The sequence below is a fragment of the Xanthomonas arboricola genome (assembly GCF_002940665.1).
Taxonomy (GTDB): Bacteria; Pseudomonadota; Gammaproteobacteria; order Xanthomonadales; family Xanthomonadaceae; genus Xanthomonas; species Xanthomonas arboricola_B.
Genome location: NZ_MIGY01000002.1, coordinates 132,152 through 155,097 on the forward strand (window position 1 = coordinate 132,152; position 22,946 = coordinate 155,097).

Annotated in this window: 22 protein-coding genes and 1 tRNA gene; all 23 read left to right on the forward strand. The window is 64.2% G+C overall.

The window, feature by feature from the left end; translation table 11 throughout:
- The first annotated feature begins 14 nt into the window (after positions 1-14).
- The 23 genes from XarjCFBP7645_RS07465 to XarjCFBP7645_RS07575 all read left to right on the forward strand — a co-directional run bounded on the left by XarjCFBP7645_RS07465 (position 15) and on the right by XarjCFBP7645_RS07575 (position 22,894).
- Positions 15-314, forward strand: a complete 300-nt coding sequence (locus XarjCFBP7645_RS07465; RefSeq protein ID WP_002811076.1) for an integration host factor subunit alpha — start codon at positions 15-17, stop codon at positions 312-314.
- Complete coding sequence (locus tag XarjCFBP7645_RS07470; protein ID WP_005995911.1) at positions 295-651, forward strand: MerR family transcriptional regulator; 357 nt, start codon at positions 295-297, stop codon at positions 649-651. The genes XarjCFBP7645_RS07465 and XarjCFBP7645_RS07470 overlap by 20 nt, the downstream gene beginning before the upstream one ends.
- 60 nt (positions 652-711) lie before the next feature.
- A tRNA-Pro gene (locus tag XarjCFBP7645_RS07475) sits at positions 712-788 on the forward strand.
- A gap of 473 nt (positions 789-1,261) precedes the next feature.
- On the forward strand, positions 1,262-1,960 hold the full coding sequence (locus tag XarjCFBP7645_RS07480; protein ID WP_016903310.1) for a polysaccharide biosynthesis/export family protein: 699 nt from the start codon (positions 1,262-1,264) through the stop codon (positions 1,958-1,960).
- Complete coding sequence (locus XarjCFBP7645_RS07485; RefSeq protein WP_181126245.1) at positions 1,942-3,381, forward strand: GumC family protein; 1,440 nt, start codon at positions 1,942-1,944, stop codon at positions 3,379-3,381. Before XarjCFBP7645_RS07480 ends, XarjCFBP7645_RS07485 begins: the two co-directional genes overlap by 19 nt.
- Before the next feature lie 243 nt (positions 3,382-3,624).
- Entirely contained in the window at positions 3,625-5,079 is a 1,455-nt protein-coding gene (locus XarjCFBP7645_RS07490) for an undecaprenyl-phosphate glucose phosphotransferase (RefSeq protein ID WP_104536916.1), read from the forward strand.
- A gap of 94 nt (positions 5,080-5,173) precedes the next feature.
- On the forward strand, positions 5,174-6,457 hold the full coding sequence (locus XarjCFBP7645_RS07495; RefSeq protein WP_181126246.1) for a polysaccharide biosynthesis protein GumE: 1,284 nt from the start codon (positions 5,174-5,176) through the stop codon (positions 6,455-6,457).
- Entirely contained in the window at positions 6,457-7,548 is a 1,092-nt protein-coding gene (locus XarjCFBP7645_RS07500) for an acyltransferase family protein (protein WP_053045189.1), read from the forward strand. The genes XarjCFBP7645_RS07495 and XarjCFBP7645_RS07500 overlap by 1 nt, the downstream gene beginning before the upstream one ends.
- Positions 7,549-7,561: 13 nt before the next feature.
- Positions 7,562-8,650 carry an acyltransferase family protein gene (locus XarjCFBP7645_RS07505; protein ID WP_104536920.1) on the forward strand — a complete coding sequence of 363 codons (1,089 nt, stop codon included), beginning with the start codon at positions 7,562-7,564 and terminating at the stop codon, positions 8,648-8,650.
- A gap of 67 nt (positions 8,651-8,717) precedes the next feature.
- The gene (locus XarjCFBP7645_RS07510) at positions 8,718-9,860 is read left to right on the forward strand and encodes a glycosyltransferase family 4 protein (RefSeq protein WP_104536922.1); all 1,143 of its coding nucleotides are present in this window, start codon (positions 8,718-8,720) and stop codon (positions 9,858-9,860) included.
- Positions 9,857-10,906 (forward strand): glycosyltransferase, encoded by a 1,050-nt coding sequence (locus tag XarjCFBP7645_RS07515; protein ID WP_104536924.1) that lies wholly within the window; start codon positions 9,857-9,859, stop codon positions 10,904-10,906. The genes XarjCFBP7645_RS07510 and XarjCFBP7645_RS07515 overlap by 4 nt, the downstream gene beginning before the upstream one ends.
- A 17-nt stretch (positions 10,907-10,923) precedes the next feature.
- Positions 10,924-12,408 (forward strand): lipopolysaccharide biosynthesis protein, encoded by a 1,485-nt coding sequence (locus XarjCFBP7645_RS07520; protein ID WP_104536926.1) that lies wholly within the window; start codon positions 10,924-10,926, stop codon positions 12,406-12,408.
- A 64-nt stretch (positions 12,409-12,472) separates the two neighbouring features.
- Positions 12,473-13,672: a glycosyltransferase gene (locus XarjCFBP7645_RS07525; protein WP_104536928.1), complete on the forward strand. Its 1,200-nt coding sequence runs from the start codon at positions 12,473-12,475 to the stop codon at positions 13,670-13,672.
- A gap of 33 nt (positions 13,673-13,705) precedes the next feature.
- On the forward strand, positions 13,706-14,500 hold the full coding sequence (locus XarjCFBP7645_RS07530) for a polysaccharide pyruvyl transferase family protein (protein WP_039522111.1): 795 nt from the start codon (positions 13,706-13,708) through the stop codon (positions 14,498-14,500).
- A gap of 4 nt (positions 14,501-14,504) precedes the next feature.
- Positions 14,505-15,299 carry a WecB/TagA/CpsF family glycosyltransferase gene (locus XarjCFBP7645_RS07535; protein ID WP_104536930.1) on the forward strand — a complete coding sequence of 265 codons (795 nt, stop codon included), beginning with the start codon at positions 14,505-14,507 and terminating at the stop codon, positions 15,297-15,299.
- 35 nt (positions 15,300-15,334) lie between these two features.
- Complete coding sequence (locus tag XarjCFBP7645_RS07540; RefSeq protein WP_053045188.1) at positions 15,335-15,796, forward strand: cupin domain-containing protein; 462 nt, start codon at positions 15,335-15,337, stop codon at positions 15,794-15,796.
- Positions 15,797-15,885: 89 nt separating this feature from the next.
- Entirely contained in the window at positions 15,886-16,905 is a 1,020-nt protein-coding gene (locus XarjCFBP7645_RS07545) for a TraB/GumN family protein (RefSeq protein ID WP_053045187.1), read from the forward strand.
- A 137-nt stretch (positions 16,906-17,042) separates the two neighbouring features.
- The gene (locus tag XarjCFBP7645_RS07550) at positions 17,043-18,074 is read left to right on the forward strand and encodes a 3-oxoacyl-[acyl-carrier-protein] synthase III C-terminal domain-containing protein (RefSeq protein WP_039815129.1); all 1,032 of its coding nucleotides are present in this window, start codon (positions 17,043-17,045) and stop codon (positions 18,072-18,074) included.
- Between the two features lie 35 nt (positions 18,075-18,109).
- Complete coding sequence (locus XarjCFBP7645_RS07555; RefSeq protein ID WP_039815200.1) at positions 18,110-18,958, forward strand: MBL fold metallo-hydrolase; 849 nt, start codon at positions 18,110-18,112, stop codon at positions 18,956-18,958.
- The gene (locus tag XarjCFBP7645_RS07560; RefSeq protein WP_039815128.1) at positions 18,955-19,914 is read left to right on the forward strand and encodes an NAD-dependent epimerase/dehydratase family protein; all 960 of its coding nucleotides are present in this window, start codon (positions 18,955-18,957) and stop codon (positions 19,912-19,914) included. The genes XarjCFBP7645_RS07555 and XarjCFBP7645_RS07560 overlap by 4 nt, the downstream gene beginning before the upstream one ends.
- Positions 19,905-21,059: a glycosyltransferase gene (locus tag XarjCFBP7645_RS07565; protein WP_039815199.1), complete on the forward strand. Its 1,155-nt coding sequence runs from the start codon at positions 19,905-19,907 to the stop codon at positions 21,057-21,059. Before XarjCFBP7645_RS07560 ends, XarjCFBP7645_RS07565 begins: the two co-directional genes overlap by 10 nt.
- Complete coding sequence (locus tag XarjCFBP7645_RS07570; RefSeq protein ID WP_039815126.1) at positions 21,037-21,648, forward strand: hypothetical protein; 612 nt, start codon at positions 21,037-21,039, stop codon at positions 21,646-21,648. The genes XarjCFBP7645_RS07565 and XarjCFBP7645_RS07570 overlap by 23 nt, the downstream gene beginning before the upstream one ends.
- Complete coding sequence (locus tag XarjCFBP7645_RS07575; protein WP_047124272.1) at positions 21,638-22,894, forward strand: glycosyltransferase; 1,257 nt, start codon at positions 21,638-21,640, stop codon at positions 22,892-22,894. Before XarjCFBP7645_RS07570 ends, XarjCFBP7645_RS07575 begins: the two co-directional genes overlap by 11 nt.
- The last annotated feature ends 52 nt before the right edge of the window (positions 22,895-22,946 follow it).

Consider the following 22,946-nt stretch of genomic DNA (forward strand, 5'->3'; position numbering starts at 1 on the left):
ACCAGGGGATTGGCATGGCATTGACGAAAGCGGAGATGGCCGAACGTCTGTTCGACGAAGTCGGTCTGAACAAGCGCGAGGCAAAGGAATTTGTCGACGCGTTCTTCGATGTGCTGCGCGATGCGCTGGAGCAGGGCCGTCAGGTGAAGCTGTCCGGTTTCGGCAACTTCGATCTGCGGCGCAAGAATCAACGGCCCGGTCGCAATCCCAAGACCGGCGAGGAAATTCCGATCTCGGCGCGCACGGTGGTGACCTTCCGTCCGGGCCAGAAGCTCAAGGAGCGGGTGGAGGCTTATGCTGGATCCGGGCAGTAATCGCGAACTACCGCCAATCCCGGCCAAGCGCTACTTCACCATCGGCGAAGTCAGCGAGCTGTGCGACGTCAAGCCGCATGTGCTGCGCTATTGGGAAACCGAATTTCCGAGCCTGGAACCGGTCAAGCGGCGCGGCAACCGGCGCTACTACCAGCGCCACGACGTGCTGATGGTGCGACAGATTCGTGGCCTGCTGTACGAGCAGGGCTACACCATCGGCGGCGCACGCCTGCGTCTGGAAGGCGATGGCGCCAAGAGCGAGTCGGCACTGAGCAACCAGATCATCAAACAGGTGCGTATGGAACTGGAAGAGGTCCTGCAACTGCTGCGCCGCTAGGAAAACGCTTCACAAAGCCGCTATAATGGCAGGCCGCCATTGCGGCGGATGCAACATCTTCGGGGTATAGCGCAGCCTGGTAGCGCACTAGTCTGGGGGACTAGTGGTCGTCGGTTCGAATCCGGCTACCCCGACCAAATACGGAGCCCATGTCTTCACGGACATGGGCTTTTTTGTTGCGTCGCAACATGCGACTCCGGGCCTGTCAGGTACGTGACACGGTATGTCCATCGGCATACTGCACAGCAGCATGAAAAGACCGGTCGAGCCCGTTTGTGTGCGGTTCTATGCGACATGGACCTGGATCACGGAACGCTGCTAAGTATCCGAAAATGCTCTAAAACATTAGCGTCGGATCAGTACGTGGATCACGTTTTGTTAACGCAGTAACGACGAACTTGAATCAATAGGCCAACGCCGTCAAAAAAATGGCGAGCAGTGTCTTGCGATGCGTTGGTTCTATGCCATAGTGCACTGCAACACGTCACACCCGTCGTGATCCCGAGCATCTTGGGATGAATTTCTCTGTCGTACGTTCTTGCTGGCGCGTTGGCCGGTCGAGTGCTGCGCGAGGTCCTGTCCCACCCAACCGAGGCAGCCAGCCACACGCATGAAAAAACTGATCGGACGATTTTGCCAAGGCCTCAGCCTGGCGTTGATCTGCTCGATGGCACTGGGCGCATGCAGCACTGGTCCGAAGATGGCGGATTCCCTGCCGCTTCCGGATCCGCTGGCGATGTCCGCAGTGCAGCCGGAGTATCGACTCGCCCCAGGCGACTTGCTGTTGTTCAAGGTGTTCCAGGTCGACGATCTGGAGCGGCAGGTCCGCATCGATCAGAACGGCCACATCTCGCTGCCGTTGATCGGCGACGTCAAGGCGGCCGGTCTGGGCGTCGGAGAGCTGGAAAAACTGGTGGCAGAACGCTACGCCGCCGGCTATCTGCAACAGCCGCAGGTGTCTGTGTTCGTGCAGGAATCCAATGGTCGCCGGGTCACGGTGACCGGTGCGGTTGACGAGCCGGGTATCTATCCGGTGATCGGCGCCAACCTGACCCTGCAGCAGGCCATCGCGCAGGCCAAGGGTGTCAGCACGGTGGCCAGCCGCGGCAACGTCATTGTGTTCCGCACCGTCAATGGGCAAAAGATGATCGCCAGATTCGATCTGACCCAGATCGAGAAGGGGGCCAACCCGGACCCTGAGATCTACGGCGGCGACATCGTGGTGGTGTACCGCTCGGACGCACGCGTCTGGCTGCGCACCATGCTGGAACTGACCCCCCTTGTGATGGTGTGGCGCGCTTACCGATGAGCATGAATTCAGACAATCGTTCCTCCCCGTCTCATCGTCATGGGCATCTTGAGGTGGCCGACGTCGGCTTGCTCGACTACTGGCGCGCGCTGGCGTCGCAGCGCTGGCTGATCATTCTGATCACCGCCGCGGCAGTGGCGCTGGCTCTTGGCGTCACCCTGCTGATGCCGGAAAAATACCGCGCCACCAGCACGCTGCAGATCGAGCGCGACTCGCTCAACGTGGTGAATGTCGACAATCTGATGCCGGTGGAATCACCGCAGGATCGCGATTTCTACCAGACCCAGTACCAGCTGCTGCAGAGCCGTTCGTTGGCCCGCGCGGTGATCCGCGAAGCCAAGCTCGATCAGGAGCCGGCGTTCAAGCAGCAGGTCGACGAAGCGCTTGAGAAGGCCGCTGCCAAGAATCCGGAAGCCGGTAAGTCGGTCGACTCGCGTCAGGCGATCGTCGAGCGCAGCCTGACCGATACCCTGCTGGCCGGACTGGTGGTCGAGCCGATCCTCAATTCGCGTCTGGTCTACGTCAATTACGATTCGCCGGATCCGGTGCTGGCTGCCAAGATCGCCAACACCTACACCAAGGTGTTCATTGTCAGTACCCAGGAACGCCGCATCAAGGCATCGTCGTTCGCGACCAAGTTCCTGGCCGAGCGCCTGGAGCAGTTGCGCGACAAGGTGGAGGACTCGGAAAAGGATCTGGTCTCCTATTCCACCGACGAGCAGATCGTGTCGGTAGGCGACGACAAGCCGTCGCTTCCGGCACAGAACCTGAGCGACCTCAATGCGATGTTGGCATCGGCGCAGGACACCCGCATCAAGGCAGAGGCCGCCTGGCGTCAAGTCAGCAGCGGTGACGCGATGTCGCTGCCACAGGTGCTGAGCAACCCGCTGATTCAGAGCCTGCGCGGCGAGCAGATCCGCTTGAACACCGATTATCAGCAGAAGCTGTCGACCTTCAAGCCGGACTATCCGGAAATGCAGCGCCTGAAGGCGCAGATCGAAGAGTCGCGTCGCCAGATCAATGGCGAGGTCATCAATATCCGCCAGTCGCTCAAGGCGACGTACGACGCGTCGGTGCATCAGGAGCAGTTGCTCAACCAGCGCATCGCCGGACTGCGGACCGATGAGCTGGACCTGCAGAGCCGCAGCATCCGCTACAACATGCTCAAGCGCGACGTCGATACCAACCGCCAGCTCTACGATGCGCTCCTGCAGCGCTACAAGGAGATCGGTGTGGCGAGCAACGTCGGATCCAACAACGTGACCATCGTCGATACCGCAGACGTGCCTACGTCGAAGACTTCGCCGAAACTCAAATTGAACCTCGCGTTGGGCTTCATCTTTGGCGTATTCCTGGGCGTGGCTGTGGCTCTTGTGCGCTACTTCCTGCGTGGCACGGCAGCGCAGACGCGGCTGGACTGACATCGTCGTGTTGCACAACGATGGTTAATTGAAGTGACAACTGATTCAGCGTGGAAAAGGGTGGATCCCGTATGTTTCGGGCTCCTTCGTTTGAAAGTTTGTCTCTGTTGAAACAAAGGGCTGTCGTGCGATCTGGGGTCGGTAGGTATTACCGCGGTGATCGTTCGACGGAGATGATTGAAAGCTCGCGTGCGATTCGTATGTTCCCCCGCATGCGCCGTATCGAGTTTGGAGGACATCCCCATGCTTTTGGCAGACTTGAGTAGCGCGACTTACACCACATCCTCGCCGCGATTGTTGTCCAAGTATTCGGCTGCAGCCGACCTGGTCCTGCGCGTCTTCGACCTCACCATGGTCGTGGTCTCCGGGCTGATCGCTTATCGCATCGTCTTCGGCTCCTGGGTGCCTGCGGCACCGTACCGGGTCGCCATCGCCACCACGCTGTTGTATTCGGTGATCTGCTTTGCGCTGTTCCCGCTGTATCGCAGCTGGCGCGGTCGCGGACTGTTGAGCGAGCTGATGGTGCTGGGTGGTGCCTTCGGCGGCGTGTTTGCGCTGTTCGCGGTGCACGCACTGATCGTGCAAGTGGGTGAGCAGGTCTCGCGCGGCTGGATTGGCCTGTGGTTTGTCGGTGGGCTGGCTTCGTTGGTGGCGGCCCGCACGGTGCTGCGCGGCTTCCTGAATCACCTGCGCACCCAGGGGGTGGACGTGCAACGCGTGGTGGTGGTGGGTTTGCGCCATCCGGTGATGAAGATCAATCACTACCTCAGCCGCAATCCCTGGGTCGGCATGAACCTGGTCGGCTACTTCCGCACGCCGTACGACATCGCCGTGACCGAGCAGCGTCAGTCGTTGCCGTGCTTGGGCGATCCGGACGCGCTGATCGAGTATCTGAAAGACAACCAGGTCGAGCAGGTATGGATCTCGCTGCCGCTGGGCGAACGTGACCACATCAAGCAGTTGCTGCAGCGTCTGGATCGCTATCCGATCAACGTGAAGCTGGTTCCGGACCTGTTCGACTTCGGTCTGTTGAACCAGTCCGGCGAGCAGATCGGCAATGTGCCGGTGATCAACCTGCGCCAGGGCGGCGTGGATCGCGACAACTACTTCGTGGTCGCCAAGGCCTTGCAGGACAAGATCCTGGCCGTGATCGCGCTGATGGGGATGTGGCCGCTGATGGCAGCGATCGCCGTCGGTGTGAAGATGAGCTCGCCTGGTCCGGTGTTCTTCCGCCAGCGTCGCCATGGTCTGGGTGGGCGCGAGTTCTACATGTTCAAGTTCCGCTCAATGCGCGTGCATGACGACCATGGCACCACCATTCAGCAGGCGACCAAGAACGATACCCGTATTACCCGTTTCGGTGCGTTCCTGCGCCGCAGCAGCCTGGACGAGTTGCCGCAGATCTTCAACGTGCTCGGTGGCAGCATGTCGATCGTGGGGCCGCGCCCGCATGCCGCGCAGCACAACACCCATTACGAAAAGCTGATCAATCACTACATGCAGCGCCATTATGTCAAGCCGGGCATCACCGGTTGGGCGCAGGTCAATGGATTCCGTGGCGAAACTCCGGAGCTGCGCACGATGAAGAAGCGCATTCAGTACGACCTGGACTACATCCGTCGCTGGTCGTTGTGGCTGGATATCCGCATCATCGTGCTGACCGCAGTACGTGTGCTCGGACAGAAGACCGCGTACTGATGATGGCGGGGAGTGTGCGACCTGGCGCGCTGGGCGCCGCGGGCGGCTGCATCGCAGCCGCCCCCTTCAAGCAGGCGTCTGCATGCTGATCCGAATGAGCGACGAGGCCCGCGTTCGCTGGCACAACCTGCTGATCGAGCTGACGCTGCTGATCGGCGTCGGTTATAACCTGGTGCTGGCGCTGATCAACGCGAATGTGTTCACCGTACGTCCGGTGATCACCTACGCAGTCGAGTTCATCATCTACGCCGCATGTTTCCTGCTCGGGTTGGGTTCGCTGAGCCGCAAGCGCATCGCATTGATCATCAGCGGACTGGGGCTGATCGTTACCTTGATGTTCGTGCGCTTCCTGGTGAACTGGCAGATCGATCCGAAGTTCTTCCGCGACGCGTTGGTGGTGTTTGCGTTCGTGGTGCTTGGTTCGGCTTACACCGGGTCGGTGCCAAAACTGTTCGTGCGGATGACCATCATCGTGTCGCTGGTTGCAGCGTTCGAACTGGCGATGCCGAGCGCCTACGGCGATCTGGTCAATCCGAAGAGCTTCTTCGTCAACGCACGTGGCATGAGCGCGGAAGGGTTCTGGAACGAAGACAGCAACCTGTTCGTCAGCGCCACGCGACCGGGCGAGCGCAACTTCCTGCCGGGCTCCAATCTTCCCCGCGCCTCCTCGATGTTCATCGAGCCGGTGACGATGGGTAACTACATCTGCTTCTTTACCGCGATCGTGTTGGTGTTCTGGCGCTGGATGCGGCCGGCGATGCTGATTCTATCGGTCGGTTTGATCGGTTTCATGATCGTGGCCTCCGATGGCCGACTCGCGGCGGGCACCTGCGTATTGATGGTGCTGTTGTCGCCGCTGTTGAAACGTCTGGATCAACGGCTGGCGTTCCTGGTCTTTCTGATCGTGATCATGACTGCGTGGTTGCTGGTGTGGATCACCGGAATCAGCGCCTATCAGGACACCACGATGGGCCGGGTATTTTTCACAGTCAATTCGATGAATAACCTGTCCTTCAACTCGTGGATGGGTCTGGATTTTGCGCAGGCGTATCGTTACTTCGACAGTGGCATCGCCTACTTCATCGCATCGCAGTCGATCGTCGGCGTGCTCGCATTCCTGCTGTCGTATTCATTCCTGTTGTTGATGCCGAGCAAGGAAGGGCAGCTGTTCAAGAACCTGGCGATCTTTGCGTTCGCACTGAGCCTGCTGGTATCCAACGGCTATTTTTCGATCAAGACGTCGGCATTGTGGTGGTTCGTGTGCGGCTGCCTGTGGCACATGCTGCCGACCTGGTCTGCTGCAACCGCTGCGCGCCTGCCCGGACAGGATCCGGCCGACGACGCGGCGCGATTGCCACTGTCCGCAGGAGGCGCGTGATGAGTGTGGCGGCAACGCAGGCACCGCGGCCGGTCGCACCGGTCGCGGGCGCGTCCGTTGCCACCGGCGGGCGCAGCCGCGACCCACGTATCGACGCCACCAAGGCCCTGGCGATTCTGCTGGTGGTGTTCTGCCACGCCAAGGGCGTGCCGCATGCAATGACGTTGTTTGCCTATAGCTTTCACGTGCCGCTGTTTTTCATGGTGTCCGGTTGGCTGGCGGCGGGCTATGCGTCGCGGACCACCGGCTTGCCGCAGACCGTCGGCAAGCAGGCACGCAGCTTGTTGCTGCCGTATGTGACGTTCTATCTGCTCGGTTACGCGTATTGGTTGCTGACGCGCAATATCGGCGAGAAGGCGGCGCGCTGGGGAAGCCACCCGTGGTGGGAGCCGATCGTGGCGATGTTCACCGGCATCGGCCCCGATCTGTATGTGCAGCCCCCGTTGTGGTTCCTGCCGGTGATGCTGGTGACGGTGCTGAGCTATGTGGTGTTGCGCCGCTGGATGTCGCCGGTGGTGATCGCGGTGGCGTCGTTGATCCTAGCCTGGTGCTGGATGCGCTGGTTTCCGGGCCAGCAAGTGCGACTTTTTTTTGGCCTGGACGTCCTGCCGGTGTCGCTGTGCTTTTATGCGCTGGGCGCCCTGTTGATCCGCGTTTCTGCACGTCTGCCAACCTCCTTGCCGGTGAGCGCGCTGGCGACGGTATTGCTGGCGCTGCCGGTGGCCTGGCTGGCTGATCGTAATGGCCGGATCGACGTCAACATGCTGGAGTTCGGCCGCAACCACGCCGGGTTTGTGGTCAGCGCAGTACTCGGCTCACTGATGGTGATCTGTGCCGCACGGTTGGTGCAGGGCTGGGCCTGGATACAGTGGATCGGCCGCAATACCTTGCTGATCCTGTGCACCCACATGCTGGTGTTCTTCGTGCTCTCCGGTGTCGCGGCGCTGGCCGGCGGATTCGGTGCCTCGCGTCCGGGGCTCGGCTGGGTAGTGTTCGTGACGGTGTTTGCGCTGCTCGCGTGCGTGCCGCTGCGCTGGTTGCTGATGCGTTTTGCGCCGTGGTCCCTGGGTGCCCGCCCGGTGGCGGCATGAGCGGCGCTGCACCATGACCACCGCGCCGTATTCCGACGCGGCCGGGCGCGGCGGCCTGGGTGCCAAGGCCGCACCGGCGCCTGCGTTGACCCGCGATTGGCAGATCGATGCCGCAAAGGCGCTGGCCATCGTCCTGGTGGTGTTGGGGCATGCCAACGGCATGCCGGCCGCCTACAAGTTGTTCGCCTACAGTTTTCATGTGCCGCTGTTTTTCGTGCTGTCTGGCTGGGTGGGCGAGCGCTTCGGCCACCGTGCATTGACGGTGGCGACGATCGCGAAGTTGGCGCGCACGTTGCTGGTTCCCTATGTCGCGTTTTTCCTGGTGGCCTACGCCTGCTGGTTGCTGATGGGAGTGACCAGCCGCGCGCCGCATCCATCGCATGTGCTGCCGTGGTGGGATCCGTTTGTCGGCCTGTTCTGGGCCAAAGGCACACGCCTGTACGTGCTTCCGGCGTTGTGGTTCCTGCCGGCCTTGTTCGTCACCACGCTGGCCTACATCGCCTTGCGCACGCGCCTGACGACGGCGGCCCTGGCTGCAGCCAGTCTGTTGCTCGCCTTGGCATGGGCGGGCTGGTTTCCGTCGGTGCACCTGCGGCTGCCGTTGGCGCTGGATGTATTGCCTGTCGCGCTGTTCTTCATCGCCGTGGGCGGATGGCTGTCGCGCTATGCCGATCCACTGCGGGCGCGTGGTGCCTCTTTCTGGGCGCCTGCACTGCCGGTGCTGGCGGTGGCGTGGTGGTGGCTGGCCGGATGGAACGGGCAGGTGGATGTGAACAATCTGCAGTTCGGGCGTTCCGCTGCGGTGTTCCTGCTGGTCAGCCTGCTGGGTACCGCAATGACATTGTGTGTGGCGTATTTCGTTAGACAGTGGCGTTGGCTGCAGTGGATCGGTGGCAATAGCTTGCTGATCCTGTGCACGCACACATTGGTGTTTCTGGTGCTCACCAGTGTGGTGGCACGAACGGGCGTAACCGCTCGCAGCCTGATCGGCACACCGGCCTGGGCGATGGGCCTGAGCGCGTTTGCTGTCGCTGTCAGTGTGCCGATGCGTGCGGTGCTGGTGCGCGTTGCGCCATGGATGTTGGGATTGAAACGTAAATGACGAGCTTCCAGAATGATAAGCCGAGCATGCAGATGTGTCTGCGTCGCTGGCACAGGAGATTGGCGTAATGAAAGTGGTGCATGTCGTCCGCCAATTCCATCCTTCGATCGGAGGCATGGAGGAAGTCGTTCTCAATGTGGCCCGGCAACACCAGGCCACCAGTGCCGATACGGTGGAGATCGTGACCCTGGATCGGGTGTTTACCGATCCGAGCGCGCAGCTTGCGGAGCAGGAGACACATCAGGGCTTGCCGATCCGACGCATCGGTTATCGCGGCTCGTCGCGTTATCCGTTGGCGCCGTCCGTGCTGAGCGTGATCCGCTCGGCCGATCTGGTGCATCTGCACGGCATCGATTTTTTCTACGACTATCTGGCGCTGACCAAGCCGCTGCATGGCAAGCCGATGGTGGTGTCCACGCACGGCGGCTTCTTCCACACCGCGTACGCCTCGCGGATGAAGCAGCTATGGTTTCAGACGCTCACCCGCACCTCGGCATTGGCGTATGCGCGGGTGATCGCAACCAGCGAGAACGACGGCGAGCTGTTCGCCAAGGTGGTCTCGCCGGCGCGTTTGCGGGTGATCGAAAACGGCGTGGACGTGGAAAAATACGCAGGGCAGGGCGCAGCGAGGCCGGGGCGGACCATGATGTATTTCGGCCGCTGGTCGGTGAACAAGGGCCTGATCGAAACCCTGGAGCTGCTGCAGGCGGTATTGCAACGTGATCCGCAGTGGCGGTTGATCATCGCAGGGCGCGAATACGACTTGAACGAGGCCGACCTGCGCAAGGCGATTGCCGAGCGGGGCTTGCAGGACAAGGTGCAACTCAGCATGTCGCCCTCGCAGGAGCAGCTGCGCAGCCTGATGCAGCAGGCGCAGTTCTTCGTCTGCCTGTCGCGCCATGAAGGCTTCGGCATCGCTGCGGTCGAGGCGATGAGTGCAGGCCTGATTCCGATCCTCAGCGACATCCCGCCATTCGTGCGACTTGCCAGCGAATCGGGCCAGGGCGTGATCGTCAACCGCGACCGGATCGATGCGGCCGCAGACCAGGTGCAGGCGCTTGCGCTGCAGGCGGATGCGGATTTCGATACGCGTCGTGCAGCGTCCATGGCGTACGTGAGCCGCTACGACTGGAAGCATGTGGTCGGACGCTACGTCGACGAGTACCACACTGCGTTGGGCACGCGCGCTACCCGGGAGGCAGTGCGATGAGCGCGCCTGCAGCGGCAACGACTGCGCGGGCGAGCGCGCAGCAACAGGTCACCGTGCTGTTCTCCACCGAGAAGCCCAATGCCAGCACCAATCCATATCTGACCCAGCTTTACGCATCGCTGCCCGCCGCAGTGCAGCCGCGCTTCTTTTCGATGCGCGATGCGCTGCTGTCGCGCTACGACGTGCTGCATCTGCATTGGCCGGAATATCTGTTGCGCCATCCCAGTGCGGTCGGCACCCTGGCAAAACAGGTGTGTGCGACGCTGTTGCTGCTCAAGCTGCAGCTGACCGGCACGCCGGTGGTGCGTACCTTGCACAACCTGGCGCCGCACGAAGATCGTGGCTGGCGCGAACGCGGCCTGTTGCGCTGGATCGATCGGCTGACGCGCCGCTGGATCCGCATCAACGCGACCACGCCGCCGCGGCCGCCCTTCACCGACACCATCCTGCACGGCCATTATCGCGAGTGGTTTGCGAAGATGCCGCAAGGCACGCCGGTTCCTGGGCGGTTGCTGCACTTCGGCCTGATTCGCCCGTACAAGGGTGTGGAAACGCTGCTGGAGGTGATGCGTCAGGTCGACGATCCGCGCCTGAAGCTGCGTATCGTCGGCAACCCGGCCACGCCGCAGATGCGCAGCCTGGTGGAGGAGGCCTGCGCGCAGGATCCGCGGATGAGCGCCTTGCTGGCCTATGTCGAAGAACCGGTGCTGGCACGCGAAGTCAGCGAGGCCGAGTTGGTGGTGCTGCCGTACCGGCAGATGCACAACTCCGGCACCTTGTTGCTGGCGTTGTCGCTGGCGCGCCCGGTGCTGGCACCGTGGAGCGAATCCAACGCGGCGATTGCCAACGAAGTCGGCCCCGGTTGGGTGTTTCTCTACGAGGGCGAATTCGATGCGGCATTGCTGACCGGCATGCTGGACCAAGTGCGCGCCGCGCCGCGCGGCCCGGCGCCGGATCTCTCGCAACGTGACTGGCCACGGATCGGACAGCTGCACTACAGCACCTACCTGGAAGCGCTCGGCAAGGATGGAGACGCCGCGCTGTGACCGCAGAGATCCCGACGATGAATTCCCCCACGCCGCCGCCACAGCGCAGCCTCGGTTCGCGCGCCGCCGGTGGCGCGGCGGTGACCATGATCGGCCAGTCGGCCAAGATGGTCGTGCAATTCGGCGGCATCATCCTGCTGGCGCGCTTGCTGACGCCTTACGACTACGGCCTGATGGCGATGGTCACCGCCATTGTCGGTGCGGCCGAGATCCTGCGCGACTTCGGCCTGTCCGCCGCTGCCGTACAGGCCAAGCATGTCAGCCGCGAGCAGCGCGACAACCTGTTCTGGATCAACAGCGGCATCGGCTTGTCGCTGTCGGTGGCGGTGTACGCCTCTGCCCACGTGATCGCCAATTTCTACAAAGAACCGGCGCTGGTGACGATCTCCCAGGCGTTGGCGGTGACGTTCCTGATCAATGGCATGACCACGCAATACCGCGCGCATCTGAGCCGCGGGCTACGGTTTGGCCAGGTCGCGCTCAGCGATGTGGGATCGCAGGTGCTGGGCCTGGGCGCGGCCGTCGCTGCCGCCTTGCTGGGTTGGGGCTATTGGGCGCTGGTGGTGCAGCAGGTGGTGCAGGCGGTGGTCAATTTCATCATCGCTGCAAGCTGCGCGCGCTGGTTGCCGGGCGGGTATCAACGTTCGGCGCCGATGCGCGACTTCATGAGCTTCGGCTGGAACCTGATGGCCGCGCAGTTGCTGGGCTATGCCAGCCGCAACGTCGGGCAGGTCATCATCGGTTGGCGCACCGGCCCGGACGCACTGGGTCTGTACAACCGTGCGTTTCAGCTACTGATGATGCCGTTGAATCAGATCAACGCGCCCGCCACCAGTGTGGCGTTGCCGGTGTTGTCGCAGTTGCAGGACGACCGCGAACGCTTCAGCGCCTTCCTGCTGCGCGGGCAGACGGTGATGGTGCATCTGATCGTTGCGCTGTTCGCCTTCGCCTGCGCGCTGGCCATGCCGCTGATCGTGCTGGTGCTGGGCGAGCAGTGGCGCGAGGCGGTGCCCCTGTTCCAGGTGCTGACGCTGGGCGGTATTTTCCAGACTGCGTCGTATGCAACCTACTGGGTATTCCTTGCCAGGGGCCTGATGCGTGCGCAGTTGCTGTTCTCGCTGGTCAGCCGCATCGTGCTGATCGGCTGCATCTTCGTCGGCTCGCGCTGGGGCGCGATGGGCGTGGCGATCGGTTATTCGTTCGGCCTGCTGGTGACCTGGCCGTTGTCGCTGGTCTGGGTCGGCAAGATTTCCGACGCACCGGTAGGCGCACTGTTCACCAATGCGGTGCGCGCGATGACGGCGTATGGCGTGGCGGGGGCGTGCGCGTATTACGCATCCATCACCGTCGGTGGCCCGCTGTGGCAGCAGCTGGCCGTTGGTGCGGCCACGATGGCGGCGGTCTGTCTGCTGGCGTTGGCGATCTGGCCCGCGTTCCGCCGCGACGTCATTGCCATCCTCAATATCCGCAAGTTGCTCAAGCAGGCCAAGGCACGCCAATGAGATCGACCTCGTCTTCGCCTGCGTTCTTGCATGCTTTCTCCCACTCATTCATAGGACACGGCCCATGAGCGATACACCCGCCGCCGCTTCCGGCATTCGCCGGCCTTGCTACCTGGTCCTGTCCGCCCACGATTACCGCACGCCACGGCGCGCCAATATCCACTTCATCACCGATCAACTCGCGCTACGCGGCACCACCCGGTTTTTCTCGCTGCGCTACAGCCGGCTGTCGCGCATGAAAGGCGACATGCGGCTGCCGCTGGACGACACCGCAAACACCGTGGTGTCGCACAAGGGCGTGGACTGCTACCTGTGGCGCACGACGGTGCATCCGTTCAACACGCGCCGCGCCTGGCTGCGTTCTGTCGAAGATGCGATGTTCCGCTGGTATGCCGCGCACCCGCCACGCCAGTTGCTGGACTGGATGCGCGAGGCCGACGTGATCGTGTTCGAAAGCGGGATCGCGGTGGCTTTTATCGAGCTGGCCAAGCGCGTCAACCCGGCAGCGAAGCTGGTCTACCGCGCCTCCGATGGCCTGAGCACGATCAATGTCGCGTCCTATATCGAACGCGAGTTCGATCGGGTTGCACCGACGCTGGATGTAATCGCACTGGTGTCGCCGGCAATGGCAGAGGAAGTGGCAAGCCGCGACAACGTGTATCACGTCGGTCACGGGGTGGACCACAACCTGGATCAGCTGGGCGACCCGTCGCCGTATGGCGAAGGCATCCATGCGGTTGCGGTGGGCTCGATGTTGTTCGACCCGGACTTCTTCGTGGTTGCCAGCAAGGCGTTCCCGCAGGTCACGTTCCACGTGATCGGGTCGGGCATGGGCCGGCATCCCGGCTATGGCGACAACGTGATCGTCTATGGCGAGATGAAGCACGCCGAGACCATCGGCTATATCAAGCACGCCCGTTTCGGGATCGCGCCTTACGCATCCGAGCAGGTGCCGGTGTATCTGGCCGATAGCTCGATGAAGTTGTTGCAATACGATTTCTTCGGCCTGCCTGCGGTGTGTCCGAATGCCGTCGTGGGGCCGTATCAATCGCGTTTCGGCTACACTCCCGGCAACGGTGAATCGGTCATTGCGGCCATCAGTCGCGCGCTGGACGCACCGCGCGTGCGTTACCGCCAATGCCTGAATTGGTCCGACACCACCGACCGCGTACTGAATCCCGGTGCGTATCCGGAAACCCGTTTGTACCCGCAGCAGAATGGCGCAGCTGCGCGCGCTTCTTCGGAGGCCGTGCTCTCGCACTGATGCCGCGCACCCAACTTTAGGAGACTGCTCGTTATGGCCAATGCTTTGCTGCAGAAATGGATCGAACATGCGGAGCGCCGTGCCTTGTTCTGGTGGCAGCCGAAGAACGCCGGCGTCAACATGGGCGATCATCTGTCCAAGGTGATTGTGTCCTGCGTGCTCTCCTTGCAGGACAAGACGCTGATCGAGAAGCGCGATCTCAGCAAGAAGCTGATTGCCATCGGGTCGGTGCTGCATTTCGCCAAGGACGGCGACACCGTCTGGGGCAGCGGCATCAACGGCAAGATTCCCGCCGAGCGAAATACCTTCAGCACCCTCGATGTGCGTGCGGTGCGTGGCCCGAAGACGCGTCAATTCCTGCTCGATCGCGGGATCGCGGTGCCGGAGGTCTACGGCGACCCCGGTCTGCTGACCCCGATGTTTTTCCCCGCCGATGCGCTGGGAACGGCGAACAAGCGCCCCTTCGCCATCGTTCCGCATTTCAACGAACCGGTCGAGAAGTACAGCGCCTACGCGGATCATCTGGTGTTTCCCAACGTCAAGCCTGCGACGTTCATGAGCGCGTTGCTGGGCGCCGAGTTGGTGATCAGCAGCTCGCTGCATGGGCTGATTCTTGCCGAGGCGTACGGGATTCCGGCCGTTTACCTGGATTGGGGTAACGGCGAGGATCGCTTCAAGTACGACGACTACTACAACGGCACCGGACGCATGCAGTGGCACTCCGGCAACAGCGTGGAAGAGTGTCTGAAGCTTGGCGGCAACGGTGATTTCGACCTGGAGAAACTGCAGGCCGGGCTGCTGGCCGCGTTCCCTTACGATCTTTGGTGATTCGATGATGCAGGGCCGGCACGTGGATACGGAGACGACAGCAACCGCCAACTTGGCGATACCGCAGGGCGTGGTGATTCCGCTCGGCGGATTTCCGGTGCTCTCCACCACGCAGGAAGCGTTTGCACTGGAGTTGTTTCACGCATTGGCCGCCCGGCAACCACGCCGGGTGTTTTTTGCCAACACCAATTTCATCGTGCAATGCCAGGCACTGCGGCTGCGGATGCGTGAGCCCAGCGTGCGCATCGTCAATGACGGCATCGGCATGGATCTGGCAGCACGCCTGATCCATGGTCGGCGCTTTGCCGGCAACCTCAATGGCACCGACCTGATTCCGTATCTGTGTCGTGAGGCCGCGCAGCCACTCAAGTTCTTCCTGCTCGGCGGTCGTCCGGGCGTGGGCAAGACCGCTGCCGCGACCTTGACCGGAACCCTCGGCCAGCAGGTGGTGGGCATGTGCGACGGCTACGGCGAATTTGCAGCCGCCGGCGAGGGCCTGGCCGAGCGCATCAATCGCTCGGGCGCCGATGTGCTGCTGGTGGCCTTCGGCAATCCGCTGCAGGAGCGCTGGATCCTGGATCACAGCCATGCCCTGAACGTGCCGTTGGTGTTCGGGGTCGGCGCGTTGCTGGATTTCCTGTCCGGCACCGCCAAGCGCGCGCCGGATTGGGTACGGCGCCTGCATATGGAATGGATGTACCGGCTGCTCAACGAGCCGCGTCGCCTGCTCAAGCGCTATAGCTGGGATCTGCTGGTGTTCTTCCGCACCTGCCTGCGTGCGGGCAAGCACCTGCCGTGATGCATGCGCGGCGTTGGCTGGCTTAGCATGTAGGCATGCATCCAACCGCCGCCAGCCTGATCCGTTCGCTCGAACTCGCCCCGCATCCGGAAGGCGGGCATTTCCGTCGCGTGTATGCGTCGGCTCGCCAGGTGACAGACGGCAGTCAGCCGCGCCCGGCGCTGACCGCCATCCGCTTCCTGCTCGCTGCCGGCGAATCCAGCGCCTGGCATCGCGTCGATGCGGAAGAGAGCTGGCATTGGCAGCAGGGCGATGCGCTGGAGCTGTCGATCTACGACGAGGCCAGCGGGCAGCTGCAACGCCTGATCCTGGATGCTGCCGAGCGCGGTGAGCCGATGCACGTGGTGCCGGCAGGGTGCTGGCAGGCGGCGCGGTCGCTTGGCGATTTCACCCTGGTGGGCTGCACGGTCTCGCCGGGATTCGTCTGGGAAGGATTCGCGCTGCTCGACGGCGCCTCGCCGCTGGCCGCACACCTGGCCAGCCTGGATCCACGCTGAGCAATCGGCGGCTGCGGCGAACATTTCCCTAACGCGGCCATGGCCGGCTTGGCGTAGTGTCCGCGTTCTCACACAGGGGGCGAGACGTGATGCGAGGCCAGCGGGCGGGGTGGGGCGTGGGAATGATGCTGGTGTCGTTGCTGGCGTCGGCCAGCGATGGCACGACGCCGCAGCCGGCCGCGCCCTCGCCGCCGGCCGTGGTCGATCTGGAAGCGATGGTGGTGCGCGGCGTGCAACCCGGCCCGGGCCTGTGGAAGGTCAGCAAGGGCGATCATGTGCTGTGGATCCTGGGTACCGTGTCGCCGCTGCCGAAGCGGCTGCAGTGGCAGTCGGCCGAGGTGGAAACGATCATCGGCCAGTCGCAGCAGGTGCTGATGGCCCCGACCGTCCAGATCGATGCGGACATGGGGTTCTTCGGCAAACTGACCCTGCTGCCGGCGGCGATGAAGGCGATGAAGAACGAGGACGGCCGCGAACTGCGCGAGCTGCTGCCGGCCGAGCTGTATGCGCGCTGGTCGGTTGCCAAGGCACGCTATCTCGGCAGCGACCGTGGGGTGGAGCGCAAGCGCCCGATGCTTGCCGCCGGCGAGTTGTATCAGGCGGCGATCAAACGCTCCGGCCTGGCGCGCTCGCCGGTGATCTGGTCGGTGGTGGAACGTGCCGCCAAGCGCGCCGGGATCAAGCCGACGCCCACCGCGCTGGATTACAAGATCGCCGACCCGCGCCAGGCCATCAAGGAGTTCCGCGCCGGTGGCATGGACGACACCGCGTGCTTTCGCAGCATCCTGGTCACCGTCGAGCGCGACCTGCCCACGATGGTCGAGCGCGCCAACGCCTGGTCGGTGGGCGACATCGAGGCACTGCGCCAGTTGCCACGCGAGGATCCGCAGGCTGCCTGCATGAGCGCCATGGCCAGTTCCGGCGCCGCCAGGAAGCGCGGCATCGACGATATGGAACGGCGCATGCGCGAGCACTGGCTGAGCATCGCCACCACCGCGCTGCAACGCAATCGCAGCACCTTCGCGGTGCTGCCGATCAGCCGGCTGACCGCAGCCGATGGCTATCTGGCGCGCTTGCAGGCACTGGGATATGCGGTGGAAGCGCCTTGACACGTCGGCACGACTTTCCGGCGGTTGTGGTCTGGAAAGAGGTGGCGATCGACTGACCGATCGCCGTCCTCGCAGGCAGGCGATGCGCATATTGCGCGCGCCGGCGATCGATCGGCTCGGCCCACGCCAGCCACGGTATGCTGCGCGCCTTGTCCAACGAGACCTCCGTGTTGAACGCATTGCCGCTGCGCATCCTGGGCACCGGGCGCCACGTCCCCGCCACGGAGGTGACCTCGCAACAGCTGGATCAACGCTGGCAGCTGCCGGCAGGCACCACCTTCGCGCGCTCGGGAGTGGCCACGCGCCATTACGTGGGCGAGGGCGAGACGGCTTCGTCGATGGGTGCGGCGGCGGCGACCCAGGCGCTGGCAAGCGCGGGCATCGACCCCGGTCAGATCGATTGCCTGATCTCGGCCTGCAGCGTCATGGAGCAGCCGATTCCCTGCCAGGCGGTGCTGATCCAGCGCGCGCTCGGGCTGGGCGATTCGGGCATTCCGGCCTTCGACGTCAATGCGACCTGCCTGAGCTTTCTGGTGGCGCTGGACCTGGCCGCGAATGCGTTGGCGCTCGGGCGCTACCGGTGCGTGTTGATCGTTTCCAGCGAGGTGGCATCGGGCGGGCTGGATGCATCGACGCCGGCCACCGCCGGCTTGTTTGGCGATGGCGCGGCCGCGGTGGTCGTGGGGCGCAGCGCCGCCGATGACGGCTCGGCACTGCTGTCCAGCCGCCTGTCCAGTTACGGCGACGGCGCGGAGCTGTGCCGCATTCGCGGCGGCGGCACCCGCTATCCACGCGGCGAAGAACAGTCGCCTGATGCCTTGCGCAGCTTCAGCATGGATGGGCGCGGTGCCTACCGGTTCGCGGCGCGCCATCTGCCTGCATTCTGGGAACGGCTGCTGGGCGAGGCCGGCACCACCACGGCAGCGTTGCGCTGCCTGGTCCCGCACCAGGCCTCCGGGGGCGGTCTGGATCATGTGGTGCAGGCGCTGGGGCTGCGCCCCGATCAGGTGATTCGCATCCTGCGGGCCACCGGCAACCAGGTCGCCGCCTCGCTGCCGCATGCCTTGCATCACGCCCGGATCGAACAACGCGTGCAGCGTGGCGATCTGGTTGCGCTGCTCGGCACCGGTGCCGGGCTCGCGATCGGCGGCATGGTGTTGCGGTACTAGGGCGTGTGCGCATGTTCCCACAAGGTCGCGCCCTGATGCCGCCGCGCGTGTCGCTCGAGTTGCTGCGCATCGGCCATTGCCGCCACTGCGAGCGCATGGTGCGTGCGGACGGCCACTGGCATGCGGTGGAATTTCCCGCGTTGAGCGTGCTGATCCGGCATCCGCAGCGCGGCGCGCTGTTGTACGACACCGGGTATGCGGAGCATTTTTTCCGCGCGACTGATCCCTGGCCCGAGCGCCTGTATCGCTGGACCACGCCGGTGCACCTGCCCGCGCACGAAACGCTGGGCGCACAGCTGGCACGCCGTGGCGTGCAGCTGGAGGAGATCGCCTGGTGCCTGATTTCGCACTTCCATGCCGACCATGTCGGTGGCCTGCGCGATCTGCCTAACGCGCGCTTCCTGTGCCTGCGCGCCGACTATCAACAGTTGCGCAGCTGTTCGCGCCTCGGCGGCCTGCGGCGTGCCTTGTTGCCGCAGCTGCTCCCCGAGGATTTCGATCGACGCCTGCAGTTTGCCGAGCAGGCGCCGTTGCGTGCGCTGACCGGCGCCTGGCAAGGCCTGGGCGCGGCCTACGATCTGTTCGAAGACGGCAGCGTGCTGGCCGTGCCGTTGCCCGGGCACGTGCCCGGGCAGATGGGCCTGTGGTTGCGCGATCAACACGACCGCGAGGTGTTGCTGTGCGCCGACGCGGTGTGGTCGTCGGCGACCTGGTCTGCGCTGCAGTGGCCTGCCTGGCCCACACGTTTGTTGATGCACGATTGGCGCGCGTTCCGGCGCACCGTGCAGCAGCTGCACGCGCTGTCGCATGCGTACCCGGAGTTGGCCATCCTGCCGTCGCACTGCCAACCCAGTCTTGACCGTTATCAACCGGAGTGGCGATGAGCCTGCGTATTCTCGTGACCGGTGCATCCGGCTTTGTCGGTGGGTCCTTCCTGCGACGTTTCCAGGGGCAGCCGGGTGTGGAGATCCACGGCATCGGTCGCCGCGCCAGCGAGCTGCCCAACTACCATCGCATCGATCTGAGCCAGCCGTTCTCGTTGCAGTGGCAGCCGGATGTGGTGATCCACGCTGCGGCATTGGCCTCGCCGTGGGGCACGCGCGCGCAGTTCCAGTTGCACAACGTCCAGGCCACCGCCAACGTCATCGACTTCTGCAAGCGCCATGGCTGCCCGCGTCTGCTGTATGTGTCGTCCAGTTCGGTGTTCTATCGCGAGGAGCATCAATACGAGCTCAGCGAGGACAGCCCGATCGGGCCGGCGTTCGTCAACACCTACGCGCAGACCAAATACCTTGGCGAAACGCTGCTGCAGCAGTATCCGGGCGACAAAGCCGTGCTTCGCCCGCGTGCGGTGTTCGGGCCGGGAGACACGGTGCTGTTCCCGCGGGTGATCGCCGCTGCGCGCAAGGGGGCGCTGCCGCACTTCGTCGGCCAGACGCAGCCGGTGATCGGCGACCTGATCTACATCGATACGCTGTGCGATTACCTCTATCGCGCGGCGACCGCGCCGCAGTTGCAGCCGGCCTACAACCTCACCAATGCGCAGCCGGTGGATCTGCAGCAGTTGCTGTTGGACTTGCTCACGCGCCTGCAGCTACCGCTGCCGCAACGGGAAGTGCGCATCGCCACCGCACTGCGTATGGCCAGCGTGGTGGAAGCGGCTTATCGCGTGCTGCGCCTACGCGGCGAGCCGCCGATCACGCGCTTCGGCGTGGGTGCGTTCGCCTATTCCAAGACCTTCGACCCACGACGCACGCTCGCCGATCTCGGGCCGCCCAGCGTCAGTCTGGAGCAAGGCATCGAGGCATTCGTGCGTTGGCAGGCGGCGCAGTGGGCGTAGTCGTTCCGATAGTGGCAGCTGCCTACCTGGCGGTGCTGATGGTCAAGACGGCTGCAGTGCTGTGGGTGCTGCGTGGTGCACGCGCACTGCCATCGGGTGGCGCCACCGCAACCCAGGCCGAGGTGGCGATTCTGCAGCCGGTGCTGGGGGGCGATGCGCATTTGCAGCAGGTGCTTGCGGCCAACCTGCAAGCGCTGCCGGACGCGCAGTTTGTCTGGTTGCTGGATGCAGACGACATCCCGGGAAATAGCGTTGCCGATGCCTTGGTCGCGCTGCATCCGCATGCACGCATCCAGCGCATGCGGGTGCCGGCCGCGCCAGCCGGCATCAACCCCAAGGCCTGGAAGCTCGAGCACGCGCTGGCGCATGTGCGCGCGCCGATCAGCCTGATCCTCGACGACGATGCACAGCTGAGCGCCAGCGCGCTCGCACGCCTGCTGCAGGATCTGACCGACGCCGACATGGTCACCGCGCTGCCGTACTACCAGGACAGCGCCACGCTGCCAGGCCGGCTGTTGTCGCAGTTCGTCAATAACAATGCGGCACTGACCTATCTGGGCTGGTTGCCGTTCGCCGCGCCGCTGACCATCAACGGCATGTGCTATGCCGCGCGTACCGAGCAACTGCGTGCCTGGGGCGGGTTTGCCGCGTTACTGCAGCAGCTCACCGACGATCTGGCCATTGCCACCTTGGTGCGTGAGCGCGGCGGGCGACTCCGCCAATCCGTCGCACCGGTGGCGATGCGCACCGCGATGCCGGATCTGGCCAGCTACGCACGCCAGATGCATCGATGGATGCTGTTCGCGTCGATCCTGCTGCGTCGGCAGACCGTCGGCGTGCGTTCGGCGATCGGCGTGCTGCAGGGGCTGCCGCCGTTGCTGCTGCTGGCCTTGCTGGTCTGTGCCTGCGCGCAGGCGAGCTGGCCGGCGCTGGCCTGGGTGCTGGGCACCGTGCTGCTGCGTGCGCTGCTGCTGTGCCTGGTGCAATGGCGGGTGAGCGGCGCGGTTCGCCACCGTCCATTGCTGTCGGTTGTTGCGGAGTGCCTGCAGCCGCTGCATCTGCTGCATGCCGCGCTGGTGCGCACGATCCGCTGGCGCACCCGGCGTTATCGCGTGTTGCCGGATGGGCGTTTCCGTGCGGACTGACGGCGCCAGCCTGCAGATCGCCTTCCTCACCGGGCAAAGCGATCCGGAGAGTTGCGCATTGAGCATGCAACAGCAGCATTTTCTGCAGCAGCTGCAAGGCCCGGGGCGGCGGCTGATCGACTGCAATTATCCGTATCGCTCCGCTAGTCCAACTTACCGGCACATGCCGCTGTGGCGTGCCAGCGTGTCCAACGCGCGCCAGTATCTGGCCGCGCGCGCCGCACGCGTTGCCGATGCGGATCGCACGCGCGTGGTGGCGCTGCTGGAGCAGGCGCCGACAACGGTGCTGCTGGCCGGCAGCTGTGGCCTGCAGTTGCTGACAGCGTTGCAGCTGCCGCAGGCGCTGCGCACGCGTCTTGCGGTGTTCGCCTATGGCCCGGTATGCAATGCGCCTGCCACGTTCGGGCACTTGCGCGTCGTCCAGGGCAGCGGCGACTGGATCTCGCGTGCGCTGTGCGCCGGTGCGCCAGATCTGATGCCTGCCTGCGGGCATCTGCACTATCTGCGCGATGCGGCAGTGCTGGCCGAGTGCCAGGCCTTTATCGCGCAGGTCGAGCAGCCAGTGCAGGGGAGGGAACATGCGCATTGATCTGATCGCGCCGCCGTATAGCGGGCATCTGCATCCGATCCTGGCGATCGCCCGGCAGCTGGCGCCACATCATGATGTCCAGGTCATCAGCACGCCGGCGGCACTGGCGCGCATCCGTGCATGCGGACTGAGCGCGGTCGGCGTGCTGGATGCGCAAGCCGACCGGCAGTTGCTCGATATCGCCAATCCACCGCATGCGGTAGGCCACAATCCCTTGCGGCTGCGCCGACAGTTGCACAGCGCGCTTGGCCTGATGGCGCGGGTAGGCGATGCGGTACGGCAGCGCGGGCGCGAGCGGAGGCCGGACCTGGTGATCGCCGATTTCACCCTGCCCAGCGCGGGTCTGGCAGCGCAGGCGATGGGGATCGCCTGGTGGACCAGCATGCCGTCGCCATGCGTGATCGAAACCGGCGACGGGCCTCCGGCGTATTTCGGCGGTCTGCTTCCGCCATCCACGGCAGCGCAGCGGATCTGGCAGGCGATGGCGCGGCGGCTGACGCGTGGCTTCAAACGGAGCCTGCACCTGTGTTACCGCCGTCAGATGCGCGCATCCGGATTGCCGGCGATCTATCGCAGCGATCGCAGCGAGGCGGTGTATTCGCCGCACTGCATCCTGGCCCTGGGGCTGCCGTCGTTCGAGTTGGCGCGGCGCTGGCCGGCGGCGGTGCGCTTCGTCGGGCCGCAGCTGTGCACGCCGCCCGCGGCGGTTGCGCCGCCGCAGTTCGTTCCCGGTCGTCGGCATGTGCTGGTGACGCTGGGCACGCATCTGCAATGGGTCAAGCAGCGGATGGACCAGGTGCTGCGCGCCGTCGCAGTGCAGCTTCCGCAGGTGATCTTCCACTTCAGCGATGGCGATACCGCTGCGCCGCCAGCGCAGACGCACGGCAACTACCAGCGCCTGCCGTACGTGGACTACGCGCAGCAGCTGCATCGCTACGACCTGGTGGTCCACCATGGCGGTGCCGGCATCCTGTATGCCTGCCTGGCCGCGGGCTTGCCGTCGATCGTCTACCCGCTGGATTACGATCAGTTCGACCATGCCGCGCGTCTGCACAGCGCAGGTGCGTCGTGGTGGCTGCGCGAGCTGGACGGCCTGCCTGCGCTGTTGCGCGAGGCACTTGCCGCCACCGAGCTGCCGGCGGGCGTGCGCAGATTGCAGGCAGAGCTGCATGACATCGATGCGCAGGCGCGCATCCTGCGGCTGGTGGAGGCGTTTGCACGCACCGGGGCGGTGCCGCAGGTCTGATGCGTTATCGCGCGGGATCGGTCGTGTTGCGGGTCAACGCATCAGCGTCAGC

Coding starts and splice junctions, on each gene's coding strand:
- XarjCFBP7645_RS07465 (WP_002811076.1), top strand. CDS start 15: ATGGCATTGACGAAAGCGGAGATGGCCGAACGTCTGTTCGACGAAGTC.
- XarjCFBP7645_RS07470 (WP_005995911.1), top strand. CDS start 295: ATGCTGGATCCGGGCAGTAATCGCGAACTACCGCCAATCCCGGCCAAG.
- XarjCFBP7645_RS07480 (WP_016903310.1), top strand. CDS start 1,262: ATGAAAAAACTGATCGGACGATTTTGCCAAGGCCTCAGCCTGGCGTTG.
- XarjCFBP7645_RS07490 (WP_104536916.1), top strand. CDS start 3,625: ATGCTTTTGGCAGACTTGAGTAGCGCGACTTACACCACATCCTCGCCG.
- XarjCFBP7645_RS07495 (WP_181126246.1), top strand. CDS start 5,174: ATGAGCGACGAGGCCCGCGTTCGCTGGCACAACCTGCTGATCGAGCTG.
- XarjCFBP7645_RS07500 (WP_053045189.1), top strand. CDS start 6,457: ATGAGTGTGGCGGCAACGCAGGCACCGCGGCCGGTCGCACCGGTCGCG.
- XarjCFBP7645_RS07505 (WP_104536920.1), top strand. CDS start 7,562: ATGACCACCGCGCCGTATTCCGACGCGGCCGGGCGCGGCGGCCTGGGT.
- XarjCFBP7645_RS07510 (WP_104536922.1), top strand. CDS start 8,718: ATGAAAGTGGTGCATGTCGTCCGCCAATTCCATCCTTCGATCGGAGGC.
- XarjCFBP7645_RS07515 (WP_104536924.1), top strand. CDS start 9,857: ATGAGCGCGCCTGCAGCGGCAACGACTGCGCGGGCGAGCGCGCAGCAA.
- XarjCFBP7645_RS07520 (WP_104536926.1), top strand. CDS start 10,924: ATGAATTCCCCCACGCCGCCGCCACAGCGCAGCCTCGGTTCGCGCGCC.
- XarjCFBP7645_RS07525 (WP_104536928.1), top strand. CDS start 12,473: ATGAGCGATACACCCGCCGCCGCTTCCGGCATTCGCCGGCCTTGCTAC.
- XarjCFBP7645_RS07530 (WP_039522111.1), top strand. CDS start 13,706: ATGGCCAATGCTTTGCTGCAGAAATGGATCGAACATGCGGAGCGCCGT.
- XarjCFBP7645_RS07535 (WP_104536930.1), top strand. CDS start 14,505: ATGATGCAGGGCCGGCACGTGGATACGGAGACGACAGCAACCGCCAAC.
- XarjCFBP7645_RS07540 (WP_053045188.1), top strand. CDS start 15,335: ATGCATCCAACCGCCGCCAGCCTGATCCGTTCGCTCGAACTCGCCCCG.
- XarjCFBP7645_RS07545 (WP_053045187.1), top strand. CDS start 15,886: ATGCGAGGCCAGCGGGCGGGGTGGGGCGTGGGAATGATGCTGGTGTCG.
- XarjCFBP7645_RS07550 (WP_039815129.1), top strand. CDS start 17,043: ATGCTGCGCGCCTTGTCCAACGAGACCTCCGTGTTGAACGCATTGCCG.
- XarjCFBP7645_RS07555 (WP_039815200.1), top strand. CDS start 18,110: ATGCCGCCGCGCGTGTCGCTCGAGTTGCTGCGCATCGGCCATTGCCGC.
- XarjCFBP7645_RS07560 (WP_039815128.1), top strand. CDS start 18,955: ATGAGCCTGCGTATTCTCGTGACCGGTGCATCCGGCTTTGTCGGTGGG.
- XarjCFBP7645_RS07570 (WP_039815126.1), top strand. CDS start 21,037: ATGGGCGTTTCCGTGCGGACTGACGGCGCCAGCCTGCAGATCGCCTTC.
- XarjCFBP7645_RS07575 (WP_047124272.1), top strand. CDS start 21,638: ATGCGCATTGATCTGATCGCGCCGCCGTATAGCGGGCATCTGCATCCG.